The sequence below is a fragment of the Streptosporangium pseudovulgare genome (assembly GCF_014648055.1).
Lineage (GTDB): Bacteria > Actinomycetota > Actinomycetes > Streptosporangiales > Streptosporangiaceae > Streptosporangium > Streptosporangium pseudovulgare.
In genome coordinates this window covers 548,243-571,441 of sequence record NZ_BMQJ01000001.1, presented here as the reverse complement: position 1 = coordinate 571,441, position 23,199 = coordinate 548,243, and the positions used below count along the sequence as shown (strand labels likewise).

The 23,199-nt window shown below is 73.2% G+C and carries 20 protein-coding genes and 1 pseudogene; 12 read left to right on the top strand and 9 right to left on the bottom strand.

The features are described 5' to 3' along the window. Positions 1-101 precede the first annotated feature (101 nt). Entirely contained in the window at positions 102-1,100 is a 999-nt protein-coding gene (locus IEZ10_RS02410) for a helix-turn-helix domain-containing protein (protein WP_229810864.1), read from the bottom strand. A gap of 151 nt (positions 1,101-1,251) precedes the next feature. On the opposite strand from IEZ10_RS02410, the gene IEZ10_RS02405 reads away from it, so the two are divergent. Next, positions 1,252-4,203 (top strand): S8 family serine peptidase, encoded by a 2,952-nt coding sequence (locus IEZ10_RS02405; protein WP_189244752.1) that lies wholly within the window; start codon positions 1,252-1,254, stop codon positions 4,201-4,203. Positions 4,204-4,314: 111 nt separating this feature from the next. Here the strand turns inward: IEZ10_RS02405 and IEZ10_RS02400 are convergent, their stop codons facing one another. Beyond that, complete coding sequence (locus IEZ10_RS02400; RefSeq protein ID WP_189244751.1) at positions 4,315-4,791, bottom strand: DnaJ family domain-containing protein; 477 nt, start codon at positions 4,789-4,791, stop codon at positions 4,315-4,317. A 221-nt stretch (positions 4,792-5,012) separates the two neighbouring features. Between IEZ10_RS02400 and IEZ10_RS40380 the strand changes: the two are divergent. The 6 genes and pseudogenes from IEZ10_RS40380 to IEZ10_RS02375 form a co-directional block, all read left to right on the top strand. Then, positions 5,013-5,456 (top strand): annotated as a pseudogene (locus IEZ10_RS40380) (MauE/DoxX family redox-associated membrane protein); the annotation flags it as partial. 166 nt (positions 5,457-5,622) lie between these two features. Continuing rightward, positions 5,623-6,141, top strand: coding sequence for a thioredoxin domain-containing protein (locus tag IEZ10_RS40375; protein ID WP_373287365.1), 519 nt, complete (start codon positions 5,623-5,625; stop codon positions 6,139-6,141). A gap of 89 nt (positions 6,142-6,230) precedes the next feature. Further along, positions 6,231-8,084 (top strand): ABC transporter ATP-binding protein, encoded by a 1,854-nt coding sequence (locus IEZ10_RS02390; RefSeq protein WP_189244749.1) that lies wholly within the window; start codon positions 6,231-6,233, stop codon positions 8,082-8,084. A gap of 78 nt (positions 8,085-8,162) precedes the next feature. Next, a complete protein-coding gene (locus IEZ10_RS02385) occupies positions 8,163-8,621 on the top strand; it encodes a S26 family signal peptidase (protein WP_229810863.1) in 459 nt (152 codons plus the stop codon). 75 nt (positions 8,622-8,696) lie between these two features. Beyond that, complete coding sequence (locus IEZ10_RS02380) at positions 8,697-8,858, top strand: hypothetical protein (RefSeq protein WP_189244747.1); 162 nt, start codon at positions 8,697-8,699, stop codon at positions 8,856-8,858. Between the two features lie 119 nt (positions 8,859-8,977). Then, positions 8,978-9,826, top strand: a complete 849-nt coding sequence (locus IEZ10_RS02375; RefSeq protein ID WP_444545397.1) for an NADPH-dependent F420 reductase — start codon at positions 8,978-8,980, stop codon at positions 9,824-9,826. Positions 9,827-9,982: 156 nt separating this feature from the next. On the opposite strand, the gene IEZ10_RS02370 is transcribed toward IEZ10_RS02375, so the two are convergent. The 6 genes from IEZ10_RS02370 to IEZ10_RS02345 all read right to left on the bottom strand — a co-directional run bounded on the left by IEZ10_RS02370 (position 9,983) and on the right by IEZ10_RS02345 (position 16,194). Further along, a complete protein-coding gene (locus IEZ10_RS02370; RefSeq protein ID WP_189244745.1) occupies positions 9,983-10,441 on the bottom strand; it encodes a hypothetical protein in 459 nt (152 codons plus the stop codon). Positions 10,442-10,593: 152 nt separating this feature from the next. After that, positions 10,594-11,799, bottom strand: coding sequence for an MFS transporter (locus IEZ10_RS02365; RefSeq protein ID WP_189244744.1), 1,206 nt, complete (start codon positions 11,797-11,799; stop codon positions 10,594-10,596). A gap of 178 nt (positions 11,800-11,977) precedes the next feature. Continuing rightward, positions 11,978-12,658 carry a TetR/AcrR family transcriptional regulator gene (locus tag IEZ10_RS02360; RefSeq protein WP_189244743.1) on the bottom strand — a complete coding sequence of 227 codons (681 nt, stop codon included), beginning with the start codon at positions 12,656-12,658 and terminating at the stop codon, positions 11,978-11,980. A gap of 197 nt (positions 12,659-12,855) precedes the next feature. Next, positions 12,856-14,640 (bottom strand): bifunctional metallophosphatase/5'-nucleotidase, encoded by a 1,785-nt coding sequence (locus IEZ10_RS02355; RefSeq protein ID WP_229810862.1) that lies wholly within the window; start codon positions 14,638-14,640, stop codon positions 12,856-12,858. A 253-nt stretch (positions 14,641-14,893) separates the two neighbouring features. Continuing rightward, on the bottom strand, positions 14,894-15,493 hold the full coding sequence (gene ybiA, locus IEZ10_RS02350; RefSeq protein ID WP_189244742.1) for a riboflavin biosynthesis intermediates N-glycosidase: 600 nt from the start codon (positions 15,491-15,493) through the stop codon (positions 14,894-14,896). A gap of 179 nt (positions 15,494-15,672) precedes the next feature. Then, entirely contained in the window at positions 15,673-16,194 is a 522-nt protein-coding gene (locus tag IEZ10_RS02345) for an O-acetyl-ADP-ribose deacetylase (protein WP_189244741.1), read from the bottom strand. 178 nt (positions 16,195-16,372) lie between these two features. Here IEZ10_RS02345 and IEZ10_RS02340 point away from each other — a divergent pair, with 178 nt between their 5' ends. From IEZ10_RS02340 to IEZ10_RS02320, 5 genes are all read left to right on the top strand, one after another. After that, positions 16,373-17,125 carry a peptidylprolyl isomerase gene (locus IEZ10_RS02340; protein ID WP_229810861.1) on the top strand — a complete coding sequence of 251 codons (753 nt, stop codon included), beginning with the start codon at positions 16,373-16,375 and terminating at the stop codon, positions 17,123-17,125. Between the two features lie 133 nt (positions 17,126-17,258). After that, positions 17,259-18,044 carry an NUDIX hydrolase gene (locus IEZ10_RS38620; protein ID WP_229810860.1) on the top strand — a complete coding sequence of 262 codons (786 nt, stop codon included), beginning with the start codon at positions 17,259-17,261 and terminating at the stop codon, positions 18,042-18,044. A 287-nt stretch (positions 18,045-18,331) separates the two neighbouring features. Beyond that, positions 18,332-19,456 carry a glycoside hydrolase family 12 protein gene (locus tag IEZ10_RS02330; protein WP_229810859.1) on the top strand — a complete coding sequence of 375 codons (1,125 nt, stop codon included), beginning with the start codon at positions 18,332-18,334 and terminating at the stop codon, positions 19,454-19,456. A 103-nt stretch (positions 19,457-19,559) separates the two neighbouring features. Continuing rightward, entirely contained in the window at positions 19,560-22,100 is a 2,541-nt protein-coding gene (locus IEZ10_RS02325; protein ID WP_229810858.1) for a glycoside hydrolase family 3 N-terminal domain-containing protein, read from the top strand. A 71-nt stretch (positions 22,101-22,171) separates the two neighbouring features. Continuing rightward, positions 22,172-22,333, top strand: coding sequence for a hypothetical protein (locus IEZ10_RS02320; RefSeq protein WP_179818717.1), 162 nt, complete (start codon positions 22,172-22,174; stop codon positions 22,331-22,333). 34 nt (positions 22,334-22,367) lie between these two features. Here IEZ10_RS02320 and IEZ10_RS02315 read toward each other — a convergent pair whose 3' ends face one another. Then, positions 22,368-22,985, bottom strand: coding sequence for a nitrate reductase molybdenum cofactor assembly chaperone (locus IEZ10_RS02315; protein WP_189244740.1), 618 nt, complete (start codon positions 22,983-22,985; stop codon positions 22,368-22,370). Between the last annotated feature and the right edge of the window lie 214 nt (positions 22,986-23,199).

Genomic DNA, 23,199 nt, shown 5'->3' with positions numbered 1-23,199 from the left:
GCCGGGGACAGAGGAACGAGGAGGACGTCAGCGGCCGGGGAACAGCGCCTGGCTCATCACCGTCGCGGGGATGTGGCGCGATCGGACCGACCCGCGGCTCGTCAGAGCCAGCCGCGGGCGGCGGCCGCCGCGCCGGCCTGGAAGCGGGTCGTCACGCCGAGCCGCTCGATCACGGCGGCGATCTTGCGGGTGGCCGTCCGCGCGCTGACGCCCAGGTGCCGGCCGATGGCCTCGTCCTTGAGACCGGCGTTCAGCAACCGCAGCACGAGCAGGTCCTCCTCGGGCGGCCGCTCGTCCGTCGTCTGCGGCAGGCCCGTCAGCGGCCGGCCGCGTTCCCAGTAGACCTCGAACAGCTCGACGAGCGCGTCGAGCAGCCGGGAGGGGTGCAGCAGCGCGATGTTGTCGTAGACCCCGTCCACCAGCGGGAACAGGCCGACCCTGCGGTCGGCGATGCGCAGCTTGAACGGCAGGTGCTCGACGAAGCGGGAGCGTTCGCCCTCCTCGGCCAGCCGTACCAGGGTCTCCAGGCGGCCCGGACGGTACAGGGAGTCGGCGCAGTAGACCACGCGGATGTCCACGCCACGCGTCAGCAGGCTCCGGGTGGTCTCCAGCTCCGACTCGTTGGTGTCCGTCGAGTCGTCAGGGCGGCCCACGTAGGGCGGGCGGTCGAAGCCGAGCAGCTCGGTGCCGACCGTCCGCTGCAGCTCGGTGACGACCCGCTTGACGGCCTCCTCTCCCGCCAGGACCTCCACGACCCCGGCCGGGCCGGCCTCCATCCGGCCCGAGTGGTAGAGCTGGGTGAAGTCCGAGACGACCGTCCTGACCGCGGCCAGCCGCGCCTCGGCCTCCAGCCGCCGCCGGTCCACCAGCCACTCGATCGCCGCCTCCGGGGGCACCGCCTCGTACCGGCCGGGTCCGCCGCGGCGCAGCAGCCCGGCATCGGCCAGGCGGGCCAGCGCGGAACGCACCCGGGCCGGGCCGACGCCGAGCTCGGCGGCCATCTCCCCGGTCCGCCGGCCGGGCCGGCGCAGCAGCAGCCGGTACACCCGTTCGTCGAAGTCCGTGACGCCCACGGCGCCGAGCACGGACCGATCGCCCACGGAGCACCTGCCGAAATGTCGTTTTTGGTCATGTGGCCGAAAATGCCAGCACTATATCTCGACAGGGATCAACGCCGGACGCTTGACTCCGTAGCGGCCCTCCGGTGATCCTCCCCGGACGGGTGACCAGGCTCATCCCCCCAGAGGCGCAATGTTCCGCAACCCCCGCGTCCATCGTGTGTCGGCGCTGGCCGCCGCGCTGGCGGTCACCGCCATCGCCCCGGCCGTCGCCCAGCCCGCCGCCGCGGCGGCGCCCCCCGACCCCGCGGCAGCTCCCGCCCCGTACATCGTCACCCTCGCCGAACCGCCGCTGGCCACCTACGACGGCGGCACGGAGGGCATCGCCCCCACCAGGGGCCGCAAGGGCAAGAAGGTCGACACCACCAGTTCCCACGCCAGGCGCTACCGCGACCGCCTGACCGACCGGCAGAACCAGGTGGCCCGCAGCGTCGGCGCCGCCGCCACCGGCCACCACGCGGTCGCCTCCAACAGCTTCACCGCCCAGCTCACCCCGGCCCAGGCGCTGCGGCTGCACGCGACCCAGGGCGTGGTGTCCGTCGTCCCCGACACCCTGCGCAAGGCCCTGGACGACCGCAACTCCACCGACTTCCTCGGCCTGTCGGGCGACGCCGGCCTGTGGGCGAAGCTCGGCGGCACCGGCAAGGCGGGCAAGGGCGTCGTCGTCGGCGTCATCGACACCGGCATCTGGCCGGAGAACCCCTCCTTCGCCGCCCCGGCCCTCGGCACGGAGCCGCCCACGAAAGCCGACCCGTACCGGCCCTACCTGAAGGACGGGGTCACGGTCATGAAGAAGGCCGACGGGTCCACCTTCATCGGCCTGTGCCAGACCGGCGAGGAGTTCGCCGCGAACCTGTGCAACCAGAAGGTCATCAGCGCCCGGTACTTCGGCGAGCAGTGGCTGAAGGGCAACCCGCCGGACAAGCGCGCCGACTACGTCTCCCCGCGGGACGCGCAGGGCCACGGCTCGCACACCGCCGGCACCGCGGCGGGCGACCACGCCGTCCAGGCCACGGCCAACGGCGTCGACTACGGTGCGATCTCCGGCGTCGCACCCGGTGCGGCCATCGCCGTCTACAAGGCCCTCTGGCAGGGCAAGGACGGCGGCACCACGGGCGGCTACTCCTCCGACCTCATGGCGGCCGTCGACCAGGCGGTCGCCGACGGCGTCGATGTGATCAACTACTCGGTCGGCGGCATGTTCGAGTCGTCGGCCGACGACCCGGTCCAGCGCGCCTTCCTGGCCGCCGCCGAGGCCGGCGTCTTCGTCGCGACGGCGGGTGGCAACTCCGGCCCGGACCCGTCCACGCTGGACAACACGATGCCGTGGACGACGACGGTCGCGGCCGGCACGATCGCGCCCTGGCAGGCCGAGGTCCGGCTCGGCGACGGCACGGTCGTCCGCGGCGTGAGCACCACGGTCGTCGCCCCGTTCGGGCCCAAGCCGCTGGTCACGGCCCTGTCGGTGAAGACGGACACGGCCACCGAGTCCGACGCGCAGATCTGCGCGGCCGGCTCGCTCGACCCCGCCAAGACCGCCGGGAAGATCGTCTACTGCCTGCGCGGGACCACGGCCCGCGTGGACAAGTCGGCCGAGGTCAAGCGGGCCGGAGGCGTCGGCATGGTGCTGGGCAACCCGACCGACCAGAGCGCCGACGCCGACCTGCACGCCGTGCCGACCGTGCACGTCAACGCCCCCGACGCGGACAAGGTCGCCGGCTACGCGGCCACCGCGGGCGCGACGGCCACGTTCGCCCCGGCCGCCTCCGGCGGCGCGTCGTACCCGGAGGTCGCGAGTTTCTCCTCGCGCGGCCCCTCGCTCAGCAACAACGGTGACCTGATCAAGCCGGACGTCACCGCGCCGGGCGTGGCGATCCTGGCCGCCGTGGCGCCTCCCGGCAACGGCGGCAAGGACTTCGACTTCTACTCCGGCACCTCGATGGCCACCCCGCACATCGCCGGCCTGGCCGCCCTCTACCTCGGCAAGAATCCCCTCCTGTCACCGATGGCGATCAAGTCGGCCATGATGACCACCGCCTACGACACCAAGACCCCGGACGTGTTCGCCCAGGGCGCCGGTCACGTCGACCCGGCCCGCATGCTCACGCCGGGCCTGGTCTACGACGCGGGCGCCGAGGACTGGTACGGCTACCTGGAGGGCCTGGGCGTCAGCACCGGCACCGGCGCCAAGCCGCTGGCCGGGACCGACGTGAACTACCCGACGATCTCCGTCGGCAGCCTCTTCGGCTCGCGGACGGTCACCCGCAGGGTCACCGCCGTCACCCCGGGCGTCTACCACTCGGCGATCGAACTGCCCGGTCTCAAGACCAAGGTCAAGCCGTCCACGCTGGTCTTCAAGAAGGCGGGCGAGACCAAGGAGTTCACCGTCACCATGGAGATGCTCCCGTCGACCCCCACGGACACCGTCGTCGGGCGGCTCACGTGGACCGGCGCGGGCACGACCGTGCGCAGCGCGATCGTCGCCACCCCGCTGAGCGCGCGGGCGCCCGCCGAGGTGAAGGGCGCCGGCACCGACGGCTCGGTGAACTTCGAGGTGACGCCCGGGACGAAGAAGTTCTCGATCACCCCGTACGGTCTCGTGTCGGCGGACGAGGTGCCCGGCACCGTCAACGAGAGCGAGGTGTGGGGCCGCGACATCCCGGTCACGATCCCCGAAAACGCCAAGGCCGTCTCGTTCAAGCTCAGGGCGGCGAACCCCGAGGCCCAGGTCGGCGGACTCCTCTTCTACGAGGAGAACGGCACGCGCGAGTTCGAGTCGTGGGTGTTCGACCTGGACGGCGACTCCCGCGCCGTGCTGCCCCACCCGCGCCCCGGCAGGCACACCCTGGTCGTGCTCACCCTCGGTGACCTGCCCGGGACCACGTCCACGGACTTCCTCACCCAGGTCAACCTCGTGACCGCCGACAACGCGCGCGGCACGCTCACCCTGACGCCGAACAAGCCGAAGGTGACCGTCGGCACGCCGATCCCGGTGACGGCCTCCTGGACGAAGGCGACGCCGCGGACGAACACCGGCTACGTCGAGTACCCCAACGGCTCCGGGACGATCGTCACGATCAACTGACGCGGTTCCACCACCCGGCTCCCGGGCCCCCGTCCGCCTGCCCGGCGGGCGGGGGCCCGCCGTCGTCGCCCGGCCACCCGGCCGTCGTCCCCGGCGAACAGCCCGGCGGCGTCATCCTCTCCGGCGGAACCGGCCGAACAACCCCCGTCTCCTCCGCGGGGGAGCGGGCTCGGGGGTCTCCTCCCGGACCGGGTGACGGTCGCGCCAGTCGCGGACGGCCTCCTCGACGTCGAAGGGCATCAGGTTCAGCGGGGGACCGGACAGGGCCTTGCGGTGCCCCTCGACGATCTCCTCGTTGATCTCCCCGATGATCCGGCGGACCTCGTCCTCCGAGCGCGCCTCGGCGGCCGCGCCCCGCGCCTCCTCGGCCTTCTTACGCAGGGCGAGCGTGCCGGGCAGCGGGAACGACAGACCCTCCGAGTGGAGCTTCTGTTTGATCCACCACATCTCCTCGTACGGCTCGCCCTCGCCGGGCAGCGGTTTGCCCGCGCCGGGCAGGCCGTCGAACGCGCCGCGCTCCGCGGCCTCGCGAATCTGCCGGTCGACCCACGTCTCGAAGTTGACACCGAGTGGCTTGCGTTCCGTCATCGCCCGCCTCCAGCACGCCGGACAGTGGCGTTTCCGAGCATAGCCACCGACGCCCGCCCGGCTGTCCGGGCGGGCCCTGTCCCGACGACCAGGACAGGGCGGGCGCGCGGCTCTCCGGGTTCCACCCGGGACACGAACGCCGGTGCGGGAGGGGCTGGCGGAATGCGGTGTATCGACATACCGTGTCATGGTCCGGTTAAGATCATCGTTTCCCTGCTGACATGTCCGCCGATACGTCCGCCGGTCTTCCTCCCCCCATTCCGGAAGGCGGAGCCGTGGTTCATCTGGTCATCGGGTGCCGATTCATGATCGGTGTCATCTTCCTCATCGCCGCCGCCGGGAAGCTGGGCGGTCCGGGCCGGTTCGGCGCCTTCGTGCGGTCGCTGCGCCGGATGGAGGTGCTGCCCCCGGGCCTGGTACGGCCCGCGGCGCTGGTGTTCACGGCGGCCGAGGTGGTGATCGTGCTGCTGCTGGCCGTACCGGCGCGGGCGGCGGGGACGGCGGGGTTCGGCGTGGCCGCCGCGCTGCTGGCCGCGTTCACCGCCGGCATCGCGATGTCACTCGCCCGGGGCAACCGGGAACCGTGCTCGTGCTTCGGCCGGTCCGAGACGCCGCTGGGCGCCGGCCACGTGGCCCGCAACCTGGTGCTCGTCGCGGTGGCGCTGCTGGGCCTGGCGGCCTCCGCCGCCTCTCCCGCCGGACGGGGCCCGGAGTTCGGCGAGGCAGCGGTCGCCGGGCTGGCCGGCCTCGTCGCGGGCGTCCTGGTGACCGTGATCGACGACCTCGTCGCGCTGTTCCGGCCGGCGCGGAACACAAGCGATAGGAGAACCCATGACAGCTCTCGTCGCCGTACTCACCGTGGTCTCGCTGCTCAACCTGCTGCTCACCGTCGGCCTGCTGCGCAAGGTCAGGGAGCAGGCCGACCGGCTGGCGGAGGTGGAGGCGGGCGTGCCGCCGATGCTGCCGGACGGCGTGGAGATCGGTGACTTCACCACGGTCACGCTCGACGGCGAGCCGCTGACGCGGGCGGACCTCACTGGCGAGGTGTACGTCGGCTTCTTCAACTGGAACTGCGAGGTCTGCCACGACCGCCTGCCGCAGTTCATCGCCGAGGCGGAGCGGAGGTCCGACCCGAGGCAGGTGCTCGCGGTGGTGCGCGGCACGCCGGAGCTGGCGGTGGAGATGACGTCACGGCTCGGCCCGGTGGCGCGGGTCGTGGTGGAGGAGAAACGCGGCCCGGTGCAGGTCGCCTTCCATCTCTACGCGACCCCGGCGTTCTGCGTCCTCAACCCCGACCACACCATCCGGGCCAGCGGGTACGAGCCGGGCCTGGCGGCGGCGAGGCCGTGACCGGCCCGTCGGGGACCGGGGAGGAGCCCGGGGCCGCTCCCGCCGGTCCCGCCGGTTTCACCGTTCCGTCGCCGGTCGGCGACGAGCCCGTGACGGCGCCGGCCGGCGGCGGGCCCGCGACCCCGCCGCGAACCGGTGACGGCACGGCGGCCCGGATCGCCGAGGCGGCGCGGCTCGCCGTACGGGCGGCTCCCGGGCGGCTGGCGCTGTACGTCGTCGTGACCCTGGTGTCGGCGGCGCTGCCGGTCGGCACCGCGTGGCTCACCCGGGCGATCGTCAACGGCCTGACCGGGGACTCCAGTCTCGGCGAACCCGCGCTGCTCGCCGGGGCCCTGGGCGCCACGGTGCTCGGGTCGATGGCGCTGACCGCCGCCGGGACGTTCCTGCGCGCCGAGGTGGAACGGGAGATCGGCGCGCTCGCCAAGGAACGGCTGTTCACCGCGGTGGCGCGGATCCGCGGTCTCGCCCCGTTCGAGGACCCGGCCTTCCTCGACCGGCTGCAGCTCGCCGACGAGTCCGGCGGGCGCGGGCCGAACCGGGTGATCGAGGGCCTCCTCGGCGTCTCGCGCAGCGCCCTCACGATCTCCGGGCTGCTCGGCCTGGTGAGCGCGCTGAGCCCGCTGATGGCGGTGATCGTGCTGCTGTCCGGCGTCCCGGTGCTCGCCGCCGAGCTCCTGCTCGGCAAACACCGCGCGGCCGCGTTCTGGGAGATCACTCCGGCGGAGCGGCGGGAGATCTTCTACCGGGACCTGCTCGCGACGGAACGGGCCGCCAAGGAGGTGCGCCTCCTCGGCCTGGGCGGGTTCGTGCGCGGCCGGATGCTGGCGGAACGGCGGGCGCACGAGGCGACGCAGCGCCGGGTGGACCGCCGGGAGTTCGCCGTCCGGGCGGGCCTGGGCCTGGTCGGCGTCGCGGTGCTGGTGCCGGGCCTGATGTGGGCGGTCGCGGCGGCGCGCGCCGGCCGGCTGAGTGTCGGTGACGTCGCGATGTTCATCACCGCCGTCATGGGCGTGCAGGCGGCGCTCGGCGGCGTGGCGCAGGACATCGCCAGGGCGCACGAGTCGCTGCTGCTCTTCCGGCACTACCTCACGGTGCTGCGGGGCGTCCCGGACCTGCCGGTGGCCGTACGGCCGGCCGCCCTGCCGCCGCTGCGGCGGGGCATCGAGCTGCGGGACGTGTGGTTCCGCTACTCCGAGGGCCACCCCTGGGTGCTGCGCGGGGTGAACCTGGTGATCCCGTACGGCCGGGCCGTCGCCCTGGTGGGGCTCAATGGCGCGGGAAAGTCCACGCTGGTCAAGCTGCTGTGCCGCTTCTACGACCCGACCCGGGGCGCGGTGCTGTGGGACGGCGTCGACATCCGCGAGGCCGATCCGGACGCGCTGCGCGGGCGGATCAGCGCCGTGTTCCAGGACTACATGGACTACGAGCTGACCGCGGCCGAGAACGTCGGCGTCGGCGACCTGGACGCGCTGAACGACCAGGACCGCATCGAGGCGGCGGCCCGGCGCGCGGGGGTGCACGAGACGCTCGCCGCGCTGCCGGACGGCTACCGGACCCTGCTGAGCCGCCGGTTCACCAGCGACGTGGACAGGGAGGCGGTCGGGGTCGGCCTGTCCGGCGGGCAGCGGCAGCGCGTCGCGCTGGCCCGCGCCTTCATGCGCGCCGACCGGGACCTCGTCATCCTCGACGAGCCGAGCGCCGGGCTGGACGCCGCCGCCGAGCACGAGGTGCACACGAGCCTCAAGGAGTACCGGAACGGCCTCACGAGCCTGCTGATCTCGCACCGCCTGGGCGCGGTCCGGGACGCCGACCGCATCGTGGTGCTGTCCGGAGGCGTGGTCGTGGAGGAGGGAAGCCATGACGAGCTGGTCGCCGCCGGCGGTGAGTACGCGCGGCTGTTCACCCTGCAGGCGTCGGGATACCGGTCCAGGACGGCGGTGTGACATGGAGTCGGCGGTTCCGGCATGGGGACGGCGATGCGGTGTGGGACCGGCGGGACGGGACGAGGGCGGTGGTGTGACGTGTGGTGGCTGATCCCCGCGGCCCTGGCCGTGGCCGCCGCGGCGGCGGTCCGGTGGGCGCGGCGGCTCGTGGTGGCGACGGTCAGCGGGCCCAGCATGGAACCGGCCTTCGCGGACGGGGACCGCGTGCTGGCCAGGCCGGTGCGGCCGGGGCGGGTCCGGCCGGGGCAGGTGGTCGTGGTGCTGCCCGAGTACGAGGGCGTCCGGCCGCGGCGGCCGGCCCGCCGGCTGCTGATCAAGCGGGTGGCGGCCGTGCCGGGCGACCCGGTGCCGGACGGCCTCGGGCCGGCGCTGGCCGGGGCCGCGGGCACACCGGTGCCGAGCGACCGGTTCGTGCTGCTCGGGGACAATCCGGGGTACAGCGTGGACTCCCGCCAGGAGGGATTCTTCGACGCCGCCCGGATACAGGGCGTCGTGGTGAGGCGACTCGGAGAGACTGCCGGGAATAATTCACAATGAGCGCATTGACGTACTTAATTGATCGAAGTAAGACTATGGGTAAATTAATAACCGTTCCGGAGAAAGGTCTCTGAGATGAAGCTCGTCAACGGCGTCACCGACCGGATCATCTCCCTTCTCGGCCGTAAGGCGACCGCGCACGCGACGCCCGCCAGGGGCAGCTGCGTGGCCGGATGCGGAGGCGACGGCGTCTGGACCGGCGCGAAGGCCGACGGCGGCAGGCGTCCCTGCTGCTGATCCGCGTCCAGTGTGCGGCGGGTCACCCGCCCGCCGCACGCGTTCCGGAATTCCGGTCCGCGCCGCCGCGTCCCGAATTCCGGTGAATCGCTCAGGAATCCGGAGGGGAATTCCTTTGCGTGGCGGGAACGCGCGACGGCGGCCATTTCGCGTACGATCGGTTTTCCGGTGGCGCCCGCCTCCACGGCCCGTCCGGGGCCGCGCCGGCCCGCTCGTCCCGGGGCCCGGAGCGGACGGCCACGCCGCATTCCCGGAGAATCCCTGGAGCGACCATGAGGATCGGCATCATCGGCGCCGGAAACATCGGCGGCGCCCTCACCCGACGGCTGACGGACCTCGGCCACGAGGTGACGGTGGCCAACTCGCGCGGCCCGCAGACCCTCGCCGACCTGGCCTCGGAGACCGGGGCGAAGGCGGTGACCGTCGAGGAGGCGTCGCGCGGGGCCGACCTCGTCGTGGTCACGATCCCGGAGTGCCGGGTGCCCGAGCTGCCTCCCGGCCTCTTCGACGGGGTGCCGGACGACGTGGTCGTCGTCGACACCGGCAACTACTACCCCCGGCAGCGTGACGGCCGCATCGAGGAGATCGAGTCCGGCCTGCCGGAGAGCCGCTGGGTGGAAAAGCGCCTCGGCCGTCCGGTGATCAAGGCGTTCAACAACATCTATGCCCGGCACCTCGCCGAGCACGGCCGTCCCGCCGGGGCCCCGGGGCGCGTGGCCCTGCCGGTCGCGGGCGACGACGAGGCCGCGAAAAGGGTCGTCATGGACCTGATCGACGAGCTCGGCTTCGACCCGGTGGACGCCGGCGGCCTGGACGACTCCTGGCGCCAGCAGCCCGGCACCCCCGTCTACGCCACGGACAAGGACGCCGAAGGGGTCCGCGAGGCACTGGCCGGGGCGAGCCGGGAGCGCGGCCCGGAGTGGCGGGCCACCGACGGCAGCCCGGGCACCTTCATGGCCCCGGCCTGAACACGCCGGCCCGAACGCGGTGACCTGAACGCGGCGGCCTGGACACCCTGGCCCGGCGCTCCGGCCCGGCCGGGGTGATCCCGGCGCTCCGGCCCGGCCGGGGTGATTCCGGCGTTCCGGTCCGAGCGGGGCCGGACCAGGCCGGCCGGGCGCCGGTCAGCGGCTGATCGCCTCGTAGGCCGCCACGGTGGCGATGCTGTAGCCCAGGTGCGGGACCAGGTCCGACAGCCAGCCCTCCGTCCCCCACTCGCGAGGGTCGGTGAGCCCCAGCGTCACCATCGGCGCGTTGCCCGCGACCATGACCGCCGCGCCCACGGCGAGCACGGCCAGCGGCCGGGGGAGACAGGGCACGGCCCGCCGGAACAACCCGTAGGCCACCCCCACCCCGAGGCCGGCCGCCATGCCGAGCAGCGGGCCGATGCCCTCCTTGCGGTGCTCGGCGGTCTCCTCCTCGCCCAGGTGGAGGCCGGTCCTGCCGGCGAGGATCCCCGCGGCCTGCTCGGGCGTGGAACTCGGCCCCCGGCCGCGGACGGCCATGTCGAGATAGGTCAGGGCGTTGAGGGTCACGGTTCCGGCGGCGCCGGCGATCAGGCCGTTCCTGCATGCGTGGGCCACTGCTGGTCCTCACCTTCCGTGCGGGGTCCTCCGGCGGGCCGACGGGACGCCCGCGGCGGCCGGTGGGACGGCGCGGGCGCCGCGGCGTGCGGCCTGCCGGTCCTCTACCCCCGGCGTCCGGTTCGTACGGCCAGGCGTTCCCGAAGCCGTCCTCAACTCACGGCCTCGGAAAGTAGATCGCCGTCGGTCCGGGCGCCGTCGCGTGGCGCGTCCGGGAGCGCCGGGCGGCGGCGGAGAAGGTCGGGAACGAGGGTGGCGATCCCGATCGCGGCCAGGACGGCGCCGAGCCACAGCGGGGCGCGCAGGCCGAAGAGGTCGACGCCCAGCCCGCCGGCCCAGGACCCGATGATGACGCCGAGGGTGATGAAGGAGGTGTGGACGGTGTTGACCAGCGGCCCGGCGTTCCCGGCCCGCTGGACGCGGGCGGTCATCGCCGCGTTGAGGGTGACCCCCGCCAGGCCGATCCCCATCATGAACGTCACGGCGGGGACCGGGAGATGGGCCAGCAGCGCGAACCCGGTGAGGAAGGCGAGGTTCAGGACCAGGCCGCAGAGCAGCACGGCGAGGGTGTGCCGGTCGGCGAGACGTCCGACGACGGCGTTCCCGGCCACGGTGGCGGCGCCGTAGGCGACGAGCAGCAGCGGGACGGTACCGGCGGCGAAGCCGGTGACCCCGGTGAGGACCGGGGTGAAGTAGGTGAAGGCCGCGAACGTCGCGCCGATGACGAACGTGCTGGTGGACAGCGTCAGCCACAGGCGCGGGGCGCGGAAGACCGCCAGTTCGCTCCGGAGGTTCCCGCCGTCGCCGTCGCGCTCCAGGCGCGGCACCGCGGCGAGCGTGGCCAGGGCGGCGATCACCGTCAGGACGCCGACGGCCCAGAAGGCGGCGCGCCAGCCCAGCCGCTCACCGATCAGGGTGGACAGCGGCATGCCGAGCAGCGTGCCGAGCATCAGGCCGTTCATGGCCGTCGCGACGGCCCGGCCCCGTGCCTCGGGACGCGCCAGCCGCAGGCACAGTGAGATCGAGATCCCGAAGAACGCCTGGGAGGCGGCTCCGGTGATCACCCGCGCCACCGTCATGACCCCGTAGCCGGGGGCGACGGCGGCCAGCACGTTGCCCGCCAGGAAGACGGCGAACAGCGCCGTCAGCGCCGTCTTCGGGTTCACCCGGAGCAGCGCCACGGTCAGGAACGGGCCGCCTGCGGCCATGGCCGCCGCGAAGGCGGTGACGAGGTAGCCGACCTGCGGGACGGTGACGCCCAGCCCCTCCGCGATCTGCGGCATCAGACCGGCGACGGCGAACTCGCTGGTCACCATGGCGAAGATGCCGAGGGCCATCATGTGCACGGCGCGACTCACGGTTCTCCTTGAGACATCGGTTTTGTATTGATCGGTTCAAAACATGGACATGGGAGGGCGGCGTGGAGCGCCGGCGCTTCGGGGGTGGGTTCCGGGCCGGCGCTCAGCGGTCATGGACCGGTGGGCCGGTGGACCGGCGGGTCGGCGGTTCGGGGTGGGTGGGCCGGTGGGCCGGTGGTCAGCGGTCCGGGGCGGACGGCCTGTCCGGGGCGGACGGCCCGGCCGGCTCGGGGCCGGAAGGCGCGGGCTCGCGGGAGGCGGGATCGGCCGGGCCGGGTTCGGCGGTGAGCGCGTCCATCGCCGTCGCCACAATGGCCTCCAGCGTGGCGCGGCCGGCGCCTCCCTGGCCCGAGACCCGCAGCCCCGCGATCACCGCGTTGACGAAGCGGGCCAGGGAGCCGGCGTCGCGGGAGGAGGTGATGCCGCCCTCGCGCTGCCCGGCCTCCAGCGCCGCGCGCATGACGGCCAGTCGGCGCGCGGTGTCGCGTTCCAGCATCCCGGCCGCCTCCGGGTCGCGGCCGGCGAGCTCCACGACGCTGTTGACGGACAGGCAGCCGCGACGGTCGTCCGGGTCGTCGCCGATCACCATGGCGAACAGGGTGCGGATCCGCTCCGCGCCGGGCCGGCTCTCGTCCTCCAGGACGGCGAACTGGGCGGCGTTCATGGTCTCGATGTAGCGGGCCAGCGCGCGCTTGAACAGGTCGTGCTTGCTGGCGAAGGCGTTGTAGATGCTGCTGCGGCCCAGCCCGGTGGCGTCGCACAGGTCCTGGGTCGAGGTGGCCTCGTAGCCCTTCTCCCAGAAGGCGTGCATCGCCGCGTCCAGGGCCCGGTCCTCGTCGAACGTCCTCGGCCGTGCCATGCGGTCACCGTAACACTTTTGGAATGATCAGTACAGTACGGCTCGCATCCCGCCGGGAGCCGCTCACGGTGGGCGGTCTCCGCGGGCCACGGGGACGGTACGGCTCACGTGGCCTTTCGGCGTACGGCCCGCGTGGCCTTTCGGCGTACGGCCCGCGCGGTGACGACCGCCGCGCGGGCCGTACGGCCGGCCGGGGGTCAGCGCAGCGCGGTGGCCCGGTCGAGGGCCGGGGGCGTCACGGGGCCCTGGGCGAAGTGGGCGCGGAACGCCTCGTAGTCGCGGCTGCCGCGCACGGCGTCGGTGAACCCGGCGAACGCGGTGTAGCCGTCATCGCCGATCAGGGTGTAGGCCAGGGCGGCGAGCCGGTAGGTGCGCCCGGTCTCCAGGGGCCTGCCGTCGATCAGGACGTCGGCGGGGTTCACCCGGTCGCCGACCGGCCGGGTGGCGTCGTAGGAGTATCGGACGTTGCCGGAGACGGCCAGCGGGGCGAAACGCACCGAGCCGTTCGCCTGGGTCTGCCACTGCTGCTCCAGCGCCTGCTCGATCGCCGCGCCGGTGACCGAGACGGTGACCACCGGGTTGGCGTAGCCGAAGGCCGACCACGCCTCGCCGAACAGCACCGTGCCGTCGGCGTCGGCCGGGTTGGTCCCCTTGGCGTACCGCAGGTCGCCGCGGAGCGCCACCGAGCCCTTGACCGGGGCGACGGCGACCATCGCGAGGTCGGCGTTCCCGCCCGGGGTGCGCCGGGAGTCGGCGTACTCGGCGTCGGCGGCGAAGTTGCCGAGCGTGCTCTCGCCGTCGGCGTCGCGCGTCCGCGTGAGGTCCCCGGTGATCGTGCCGACCGGCCGGGCGTAGGTCTGCGCGCCGCGGTTCACCCAGTGGTCGACGAGCGTGACCATCTCGGGGTCGGCGGGCACGTCACGGGTGACCGGGTGGTTGACCGAGGTGGTCGCCGAGCGGATCACGTCCCGGGTGGCCGGGTCGATCCGCAGGTTGATCTCGTTGATCAGCCTGCCGTGGTTGGCCGCCTCGACCACCGGGCGCGGGTCGCCCGCCGGGTCCGGCACCGAGCAGTTGAACAGGGCGTGCCAGTGGCCGGTGACGATCGCGTCGATGTCCGGGGTGACCTGCCGGGCGAAGTCGAACACCGGGCCCGTGGGGTTGGCGTTGCACCGGTCGTAGACGTCGCCCGCCGTGCCTCCCTCGTGCACGTTGGCCACGATCGCCTCCACGCCCCGGCGCTTCAGCTCGGCGGCGTAGCGGTTGGCGGTCTCCACCAGCGGGAGGTTGTCCAGGCCCGGCTGGTAGGAGGTCGAGCCGTTCACCGTGGTGGGGGTCGTCAGGTTGATGAAGCCCACCGGGATCTTCGGCCCGCGCTCCGGCTTCACCCACCGGATGACGTACGGCGCGAGCAGCGGCTTGTCCGATCCCTTGGCGGTGACGTTCGCCGCGGAGAACGGGAAGTCCGCGCCGTGGAAGCGCCGGCCGGTCGAGTCGGTGAAGCAGCTGTCCACGTCGATCTCGCCGAAGCAGCGGCCCTTGCCCATGTGGTCGCGCAGGAACGACGGCGACAGGTCGAGCTCGTGGTTGCCGACGGCGCTGAACTCCACGCCGACGCGGTTGAGGAACTCGATGGTCGGCTCGTCGGCGTGGTAGGCGACCTCGGTCGGCCAGCCGCTGAAGTTGTCGCCGGTGGAGAAGGTGATCGAGTTCTTGTGGCCGGCCCGGAGCCGCTTCAGGTGGGTGGCGATGTAGGGGGCGCCGCCGACCACGATCGTCCTGCCCTCGGCGTCCTTGACGGTGCCGTTGGCCGCGTCGTCGTGCGGGCGCAGGTAGCCGTGCAGGTCGGTGATGGACAGCAGCTGCACGTCCACGGGCCGCTCGTGCGGCGGCCGGGCCTGGGCGATGCCCGGCTGGGTCGTGACGAGCGCGGTCAGGGCCAGGCCCGCCACGATGGGGAGCCTTCGGGGGAGAAGTCGCACGCGTGTTCCTTGGGGTCGTACGGGTCGAAGATCCCGTACAGCCGATCAGACGCGCCTTACGACTTTCCACCAATTAGATGCCGAAAAGGAGAAATCTGGCGACTTCTCCTTGGGCTCCTTTTTGTTAATCGGTGTCGACTTGCATCACCAAGCTGGCCTTATTTTTGAATTGTTCCCTATTTTGACTTTTAGGGTTATCATCCCTTTAGTCTGGAATACACCTTCTCGTCCCCTCGATGACTCCGGCCCCGGATCACCCCGCCGCGGGGAGGGCCGTCCCCGGTTCCGCCGGGTCACCGTTCGCCAGGATGTCGCGGGCGTCCATGAGGGCGAAGCCGAGGAGGTTGAGGCCCCGCCAGGTGGCCGGGGAGGCGGCGCGCGCGTCGTCCGCCGCCAGCCCGATGCCCCAGATCCGGTCCACCGGGCTGGCCTCGACCAGGACCCGGCCGCGGGTGCCCAGCAGGAACTCCCTCAGCTCCGGGTGCGCGCCGAACTTCGCGACACCGCCGCGCACCACGATCCCGTAGCGATGCTCGCGCCAGACGGCCTCGTCGAAGCCCCGGACCTCGCGGCCGAGCCGCTTGACCTCACCGGGATGCCGGGCGCCGAGAATCCGTCCGGCGGTCTCGTCGTCGCCGAACAACCACGCCTTGTGGGCCATCATGTAGTGCTCCGCGGAGCGGAAGACGTGCCCGTCCACTGTGAAGGGGGCCTCCCACCACTGGCTGAGACACCCCGGGCCGACACCCCCGCCGCGTGGCGGCCGGTGCCCCCAGAAGAACAGGTGACGGAGCACCGCGCCGTTCCGCTCGGCGGTCACGGCCTCGGCGACCGAACGGGGAAGTCTGCTCATTCCGGACACCGGCTCACCATGCCACGTACGGCCGAGGCCGGGCCACCGGATTGACGGGCGCGACGCCCCGACACCTCAGCGCCCCGGCGCGCCGTACGCCCCGACACCTCAGCGCCCCGGCGCGCCGTACGGCCCGGCGGACACGGAACCACGGCGGGTCCGGCCGGTCGGGCGCGGGGCTACGGCCGGTCCAGCAGGCTGAGCGCCCGGTCGAAGGCGGCGTGGGCGTCCGCGGTGAACAGGACGAACCGCACTTCCGACACCCGAGTGGCCGTGACGCTCACGGTGCCGACCGCGATGCGGGCGGCGTCGTCCATCGGCCAGCCGTAGACCCCCGCCGACACCGCGGGGAACGCGACGCCGGCCGCGCCGAGCTCGTCGGCGACCCGCAGCGACTCGCGGTAGCAGGAGGCGAGCAGCTCCGAGCGGTCCTCGCCGGCGGAGAAGACGGGACCGACGGTGTGGATGACCCAGCGGGCCGGCAGCTCGCCCGCGGTGGTGGCCACCGCCATGCCGGTCGGCAGCCCGTGGATGTAGCGGGAGGCGCGCAGCTCACGGCACTCGGCGAGGATCGCCGGGCCGCCGCGCCGGTGGATCGCCCCGTCGACCCCGCCGCCCCCGAGGAGCGAGGAGTTGGCGGCGTTGACGACGGCGTCGACGTTCTGGGTGGTGATGTCCCCGGTGACCAGCGTGATTCTCATCGAAACTCCTTGAGCGCGGAGACCCCGGGCTTCGGCCGCGGGGAGGAGGCCAGGCCCGTAATCTTCCACGGCGGCCGCCCTCCTCACATCCCGCCGGTGCGCCGAGCCGAATCCTTGACGTCCTCGGTCAGATCGATTAGACCTCAGGAGGTCATCGATCAACTCCCGGGAGGTCACCGTGTTCGACAGAGCGTTGCCGCGACGCGCGGTACGCGCCGCGATGGTCATTGCGGCGGCGGGCTCGCTGGTCACGTCGGGAGTGATGCCCGCTTCGGCGGCCGAGTCCGGGGGCGGGCCGCCGAAGCCGACGAAGGGTCCGTGCCAGTACACCCCGACCCCGGACGAGCCGGCCGCGCGCAAGGTGCCGCTGCCGCCGGACCCGCGTCGCACCCCCACCCGCCCCGTCTCCGCGGTCCTCAAGACCAACCACGGCGACATCGGGCTCACCCTCGACCCGGCCAAGGCTCCCTGTACGGTGCAGAGCTTCGTGCACCTGATCCGGCACAGGTTCTACGACGCCACCTCGTGCCACCGGCTGACCGCCTATGACCGGTTGAAGGTGCTGCAGTGCGGTGACCCCGGCTTCACCGGCGAGGGCGGACCGGGCTACCGGTACAAGGACGAACTGCCCACCGATCTGCCGCCGTGGCCGGGCGACTCCACCGGGCAGCGCAGGACGTACGCGCGCGGAGTGCTGGCCATGGCCAACGCCGGGCCGGACACCAACGGCAGCCAGTTCTTCCTGGTCTACGGCGACTCCGGGCTGGCGGCCAACTACACGGTCTTCGGGACGGTCGACGCCGCCGGTCTCGCCGCCCTGGACCGCATCGCGGCCGGTGGCATCCAGCCCGTCGAGGGAGGCCCGACACCGCCGGTGGACGGCAGGCCCGCCCTCCCGGTCGACATCGGCGACGCCCGGATCGGTCACTAGTCGTCGGCGGTGACGCCTCCGCGGCGGACCGTCCGCGGAGGCGTCACCGCCGAACGCCGCTCCGCCGGCGCGACCGTACGGCGGGCGTGCCGGGGGCCGGGCGGTGGGCACGCGCGAGGAGAGGGTGTGGGGCGTGAGGGCCGACGGAGACTCCGGCGTGCCGGGATCCCTGAGGAGGGTGCTCGCCGACGTCGCCGCCGAGCGGGCCGCGCAGGACGCCATGTGGGGGGTGCAGGAGCATCCCGACGGCACCGGTCCCGAGGGCACGGCCGCCGCCGACCGCGCCAAGCGCGACCTCGACGAGGCCAAGCGCGCCGGCGGGGTCACCTGGCGGCACATCCTGCGCGAGGAGGTCCTGGAGGCGTTCGCCGAGGACGACCCCGACCTGCTGCGCGGCGAGCTGATCCAGGTCGCCGCCGTCGCCGTCAAGTGGGCGCAGGCCCTCGACCGGCGCGTCGCGACCGCGCCGCACCGGGTGCGCCCGACCCGGTTCACCGCGATCGTCGACGTGCACGTGATGTTCGTCCGCGACGGCGCGCTGCTGCTCGGGCGGCGGGCGAACACCGGGTACGGCGACGGCCTGTGGCACCTGCCCAGCGGGCACCTGGAGGCCGGGGAGCCGGTGCTCCGGGCCGCGGCCCGCGAGGCGGCGGAGGAGGTCGGCGTCACCGTCGACCCGGCCGACCTGACCTTCGTCCATGTCATGCACCGCGCCCCCGACCGGGTCGGGCTGTTCTTCCGGGCCGAGCGCTGGACCGGCGAGCCGTACAACGCCGAACCCGGCAAGTGCGACGGCCTGGCCTGGTATCCGATGGACGGGCTGCCCGCGGACATGGTCGACTACCCCGCGGCGGCCCTGCGGGCGATCGCGGAGGGGCGGGGCTTCGCGCTCCACGGCTGGGACGGCCCGGAGCGCTGAGCCCCGGGGCGGTGAGTCTGGAGCGCTGAGCCCCGGGGCGGTGAGCCCGGAGCACTGAGCCCCGGGGCGGCGGCCCCGGGCCTCCGGCGGGCTTCCGGCGGCTTTCGGCCGGGTGGAGGCTGAAATTTTCACGGGACCCGCGACCCGCCGGTGAGGATCGCACCTGGTGACCGGCCGGACGCGGCGCGGTACGACCGGGCGACCGTTTGCAGCGAAGAGACCGGACTTTATGGTGCGTCGTGCAGGAGGGACCCCACAGACGTTCGCGACCCCCGGAGCAGCGCACCATGACGGACACGAGAGAACGACGCGGCATGAGCCGGGCCGTCGCGGTGATCCTCGCCGCGCTCGGCCTGGTCCTCGCGGCGGGAGCGGTCACCGCCCCGGCACGCGCCGACACGACCATCTGCGAGAAGTACGGCTCGACCACCATCCAGAACGGCAGGTACATCGTCCAGAACAACAACTGGGGCGACGACACGACCCAGTGCATCAACGTCACGAGTACCGGCTTCACCGTCACCCAGGCGAGCCACAACAAACCGACGAACGGCGCGCCGGGCTCGTACCCGTCGATCTACGCCGGCTGCCACTACGCCAACTGCACCTCCGGCAGCGGCCTGCCGATGCGGGCCAGCGACAGCCGGTTCAACGGCGTCCAGACCAGCGTCAGCATGACCTACCCCGGCAGCGGGGTGTACGACGCCGCCTACGACATCTGGTTCGATCCGACCCCGCGGACCGACGGCCAGAACACCGGCGCCGAGATCATGGTGTGGCTCAACCGCGCGGGGCCGATCCAGCCGGTCGGCTCGCGGGTGGGCACGGTCAGCCTCGCCGGGGCCACCTGGGAGGTCTGGTACGGCAACATCGGCTGGAACGTGATCTCCTACGTCCGCACCTCGGCGACGAACTCGATCGGCTTCGCCGTGCGCACCTTCGCCGACGACGCGATCAACCGCGGCTACGCCCAGCGGTCGTGGTACCTCACCAGCGTCCAGGTGGGCTTCGAGCCGTGGGTGGGCCAGACCGGCCTGGCGGTGAACAACTTCTCCTACAGCGTCGGCGGGAGCGACGGCGGCGACCCCGGGAACGGCGGGGGCGGCTGCTCGGCCGCCGGGACCGCCCCGGCCCAGTGGTACAACGGCTACGTCGTCGATCCGGTCACCGTCACCAACACCGGCTCCGCTCCGACCAGCGGCTGGACCGTCACCTTCACCCTCCCGGCCGGGCACACGCTCTCCGGCTCCTGGAACGCCACCGTGACCACCAGCGGGCAGACCGTCACCGCTCGCAACGCGAGCCACAACGGCTCCCTCGCGCCCGGCGCCAAGGCGAGCTTCGGCTTCCAGGTCACCCGTCCCGGCGGCGGCGTCCAGGTGCCCTCCGGCTACACCTGCGCCGCGTCCTGACCCGGCCCGGGGGTGCGGCACGCGCGCTCGCCGTACCCCCCCCGGGCCGTTCCGCCGACCGGCACGCCGCCCACCCCGCCGACGACCCATCGAAGGGACCGAAGTGCGCATCTCCCTCCCGTCCGGCCGTCGGGCCCGGCTCCGCGCCGTGCTCGCCGCCGCGCTGCTGGCCGCAGGGATGTCGATCCCCGCGGCGACCACCACGGCCGCGGCCGGAGCCGCGTCCGGTTCGGGCTCCGGGACGGGAACGGGTGCCGCGCTCCGGGCCGCGGCGGGGGAGCCCTACCGCGACCCGTCCCTGCCGGTGGCGACCCGGGTCGCCGACCTGCTCTCGCGGATGACACTGGACGAGAAGATCGGCCAGATGACCCAGGCGGAACGCGGCTCCGTCACGGCCGCCGACATCACCGCCTACCGGCTGGGCTCCCTGCTGTCCGGCGGCGGCTCGGCGCCCTCCCCGAACAACGCCGCCTCCTGGGCCGACATGTACGACGGCTTCCAGCGGGCCGCTCTCGCCACGCCGCTGGGCGTCCCCCTCGTCTACGGCGTGGACGCGGTGCACGGCCACAACAACGTGGTCGGCGCCACGATCTTCCCCCACAACATCGGGCTCGGCGCCACCCGGGACCCCGAGCTGGTGCGGCAGATCGGCCGGGCGGTCGCAGAGGAGGTTTCCGGCACGGGCGTCGACTGGAACTTCGCCCCCTGCGTGTGCGTGGCACGCGACGACCGGTGGGGACGCACCTACGAGTCGTTCGGCGAGCTGCCCGAGCTCCCCTCGTCGATGACGACGATCGTCACCGGCCTGCAGGGGCCGGAGCTGGGCGGCCCGGCCTCGGTGATGGCCACCGCCAAGCACTACGTCGGCGACGGCGGCACGATCGGCGGGGACGACCAGGGTGACACCCGGCTGACCGAGGCCGAGCTGCGGGCGATCCATCTGCCGCCGTTCAAGGCCGCGGTGGAACGCGGGGTGGGCTCGGTGATGGTCTCGTTCAGCAGCTGGAACGGCGTGAAGACGCACGGCGACCGGTACCTGATCACCTCCGTGCTCAAGGGCGAGCTGGGCTTCACCGGGATCGTCGTCTCCGACTGGAACGGCGTGGACCAGATCGACGGCGCCCAGGGGCTGTCGGCCACCGACGTGCGCACCGCGGTCAACGCCGGCGTCGACATGGTGATGGAGCCCCAGGCGTGGAAGCAGTTCATCACCCTGCTGCGGGCCGAGGTGCAGGCCGGGCGGGTGGCGACCTCACGGGTGGACGATGCCGTCCGGCGCGTCCTCACGAAGAAGTTCGAGCTGGGCCTCTTCGAGAAGCCGCTGACCGACCGGTCCTACACCTCCACCGTGGGCGGCGCGGCGCACCGCGCCCTGGCCCGCCAGGCGGTGGCGAAGTCGCAGGTGCTGCTGAAGAACAGCGGGAACGTCCTGCCGCTGGCCGCCTCCGGCGGAAAGATCTTCGTCGCGGGGAGGAGCGCCGACGACATCGGCATTCAGAGCGGCGGCTGGACCGTCTCCTGGCAGGGCTCCCCGGGGAACATCACCCCCGGCACCACCATCCTGCAGGGCATCCGCGACACCGTCGGCTCGGCGGCGACGGTGACCTACAGCCGCGACGGCAGCGGCGTCGACGGCTCCTACCGGGCCGCGATCGCCGTGGTGGGCGAGACCCCGTACGCCGAGGGCCAGGGCGACCGCACCGGATCCATGGGCCTGGACGCCACGGACCTGCGCACCCTCGACACGCTGCGCCAGGCCGGGGTGCCGCTGGTCGTGGTGCTGGTCTCGGGCCGCCCGCTGGACATCGCCGCCCAGCTGCCCGGCTGGGACGCCCTGGTGGCCTCGTGGCTGCCGGGCACCGAGGGGCGGGGCGTCGCCGACGTCCTGTTCGGAGCGGTCAAGCCCACCGGGAAGCTGCCGATGACCTGGATGGGCGACGTGAGCCAGCAGCCGATCAACGACGGGGACGGCAAGACACCGCTCTTCCCCTACGGCCACGGGCTGACCTACCGGGACTCGCCCGCCGACACCGCCCCGCCGTCCGCGCCCGGCGCGCCGGCCGCGTCGGGGGTGACGTCCTCCCAGGTCACACTGTCCTGGGCGGCGTCGAGCGATGACGTCGGCGTGACGGCCTATGACGTCGTACGGGTGCAGGGCACGACCGAGACCACGGTGGCGACACCGGCGACCCCCTCGGCGACGGTCACCGGCCTGTCCGCGGGCACCGCGTACACGTTCGCGGTCTACGCGCGCGACGCGGCGGGCAACCGCTCGCCCCGGTCCGGCACGGTGAACGTCACCACGAGCGGCGGGAACGGCGGAAGCGGCTGCCGGGTCACCTACGCCGCCGGCGACTGGGGCGGCGGGGGCTTCGGGGCCACCGTCACCGTCGCCAACACCGGAACCTCCGCGATCAACGGCTGGACGCTGCGGTTCACCTTCCCCGGCGACCAGCGCGTCACCCAGGGCTGGTCGGCGACCTGGTCGCAGTCGGGAGCCGCCGTCACCGCGACGAGCCTGTCGTGGAACGCCTCCCTCGCCCCCGGCGCCTCGACCGGCATCGGGTTCAACGGCTCCTACGGCGCCGGCAACCCGGCCCCGGCCGCGTTCACCCTGAACGGCACGCCCTGCACGGTGTCCTGACGAGCGGAAGCGGTCGCGGCGGGTTAAACGAACTGCGAAATGTCGGTGGGGCAGGCAAGAATGATCGCATCATGGTCATCTCACCTTCGCTCCCGTTCGCGGCCACGACGTCCCCCAACGGCGACATCGTGGTCTTCTACGTCGGTCCCGAGCCGCGCATGACGCCCGAGCAGGCGCTCGCGTTCGCCGACCGGCTGCGCGACATGGCCGCCGAGCGCCTCGCGCCCGCCTGACCCGTACCCGTCCCCCTCGACCGGCTTCCCGGCGTCACCGGGTGGTGAACCGGGCCGGTTCACCGTACGGCGTCACCAGGCGGTGAACCGGCTCCGCGCGACGCAGGGCACCGGGCGTCGCGCGCGGGCCGGCCGGGGGAATGGTCGCCTGCACCGCGGCCACGATGTGGGCGTACGGCGACCCCTCCTCCTCCAGTTCCCCGCGCAGTTCCGCCAGGCCCGCGCGGTGCTCGCGCAGCAGCTGCACGGCCGGCTCCACGGCGCCGCGGGCCGACAGCTCGCACACCGCCGCCAGGTGGTCGGCCGGCTCCTCGCCGGACAGGCCGAATCCCGCGGTGCGGAAAGCGTCCTCGAACCGGTGCAGAGCCTCCTGGCGTCCGGCCGCGTCGCCGGGGGAATGGGAGGCCAGGCGGAACCGGCGGCTGCGCCCCGGGCCGAGCACCGCGGCGTGATGCGCCTCCAGGGCGGTCTGGGACGTGGCCGCCACGTGGACGAGGAAGGCGGTCAGCCGGTTGCGGACCTCGCCGAAGGGGAGCGTGGCGACCGACCTCGCCAGGAGCGGCCACGCCTCCCGCATTCCCTCGTCGGGCCGTCCGAGCAGTACCGAGGCGACCATGTGGGCGGTGCGCACCCCGCCGTCGAGAACGCTCATGACGACGCGGCGCCCGTCGCGGCTCGTGCCGGCGCCGGTGCCGGCGCGGCCGACGGTCCTCGTCCGGTTCTCTCCCGGGCGACCTGTCGGGCGGTCATCATCGTGGGAATCCCTTCCGGACCCTGTGGCGTCGTACATGCGGGGATCAGCTTTCCCGGACGGCCGGTCGGCGCGGCAGAGTCTTTGGTCGGGCTGCCTGGGACCAAAGTCCTTA

What these genes read in the sequence shown, in the direction of transcription:
- IEZ10_RS02405 (WP_189244752.1), top strand. Translation starts at nt 1,252, where the DNA reads ATGTTCCGCAACCCCCGCGTCCATCGTGTGTCGGCGCTGGCCGCCGCG.
- IEZ10_RS02400 (WP_189244751.1), bottom strand. Translation starts at nt 4,791, where the DNA reads ATGACGGAACGCAAGCCACTCGGTGTCAACTTCGAGACGTGGGTCGAC.
- IEZ10_RS40375 (WP_373287365.1), top strand. Translation starts at nt 5,623, where the DNA reads ATGACAGCTCTCGTCGCCGTACTCACCGTGGTCTCGCTGCTCAACCTG.
- IEZ10_RS02380 (WP_189244747.1), top strand. Translation starts at nt 8,697, where the DNA reads ATGAAGCTCGTCAACGGCGTCACCGACCGGATCATCTCCCTTCTCGGC.
- IEZ10_RS02360 (WP_189244743.1), bottom strand. Translation starts at nt 12,658, where the DNA reads ATGGCACGGCCGAGGACGTTCGACGAGGACCGGGCCCTGGACGCGGCG.
- ybiA (WP_189244742.1), bottom strand. Translation starts at nt 15,493, where the DNA reads ATGAGCAGACTTCCCCGTTCGGTCGCCGAGGCCGTGACCGCCGAGCGG.
- IEZ10_RS02345 (WP_189244741.1), bottom strand. Translation starts at nt 16,194, where the DNA reads ATGAGAATCACGCTGGTCACCGGGGACATCACCACCCAGAACGTCGAC.
- IEZ10_RS02330 (WP_229810859.1), top strand. Translation starts at nt 18,332, where the DNA reads ATGACGGACACGAGAGAACGACGCGGCATGAGCCGGGCCGTCGCGGTG.
- IEZ10_RS02320 (WP_179818717.1), top strand. Translation starts at nt 22,172, where the DNA reads ATGGTCATCTCACCTTCGCTCCCGTTCGCGGCCACGACGTCCCCCAAC.
- IEZ10_RS02315 (WP_189244740.1), bottom strand. Translation starts at nt 22,985, where the DNA reads ATGAGCGTTCTCGACGGCGGGGTGCGCACCGCCCACATGGTCGCCTCG.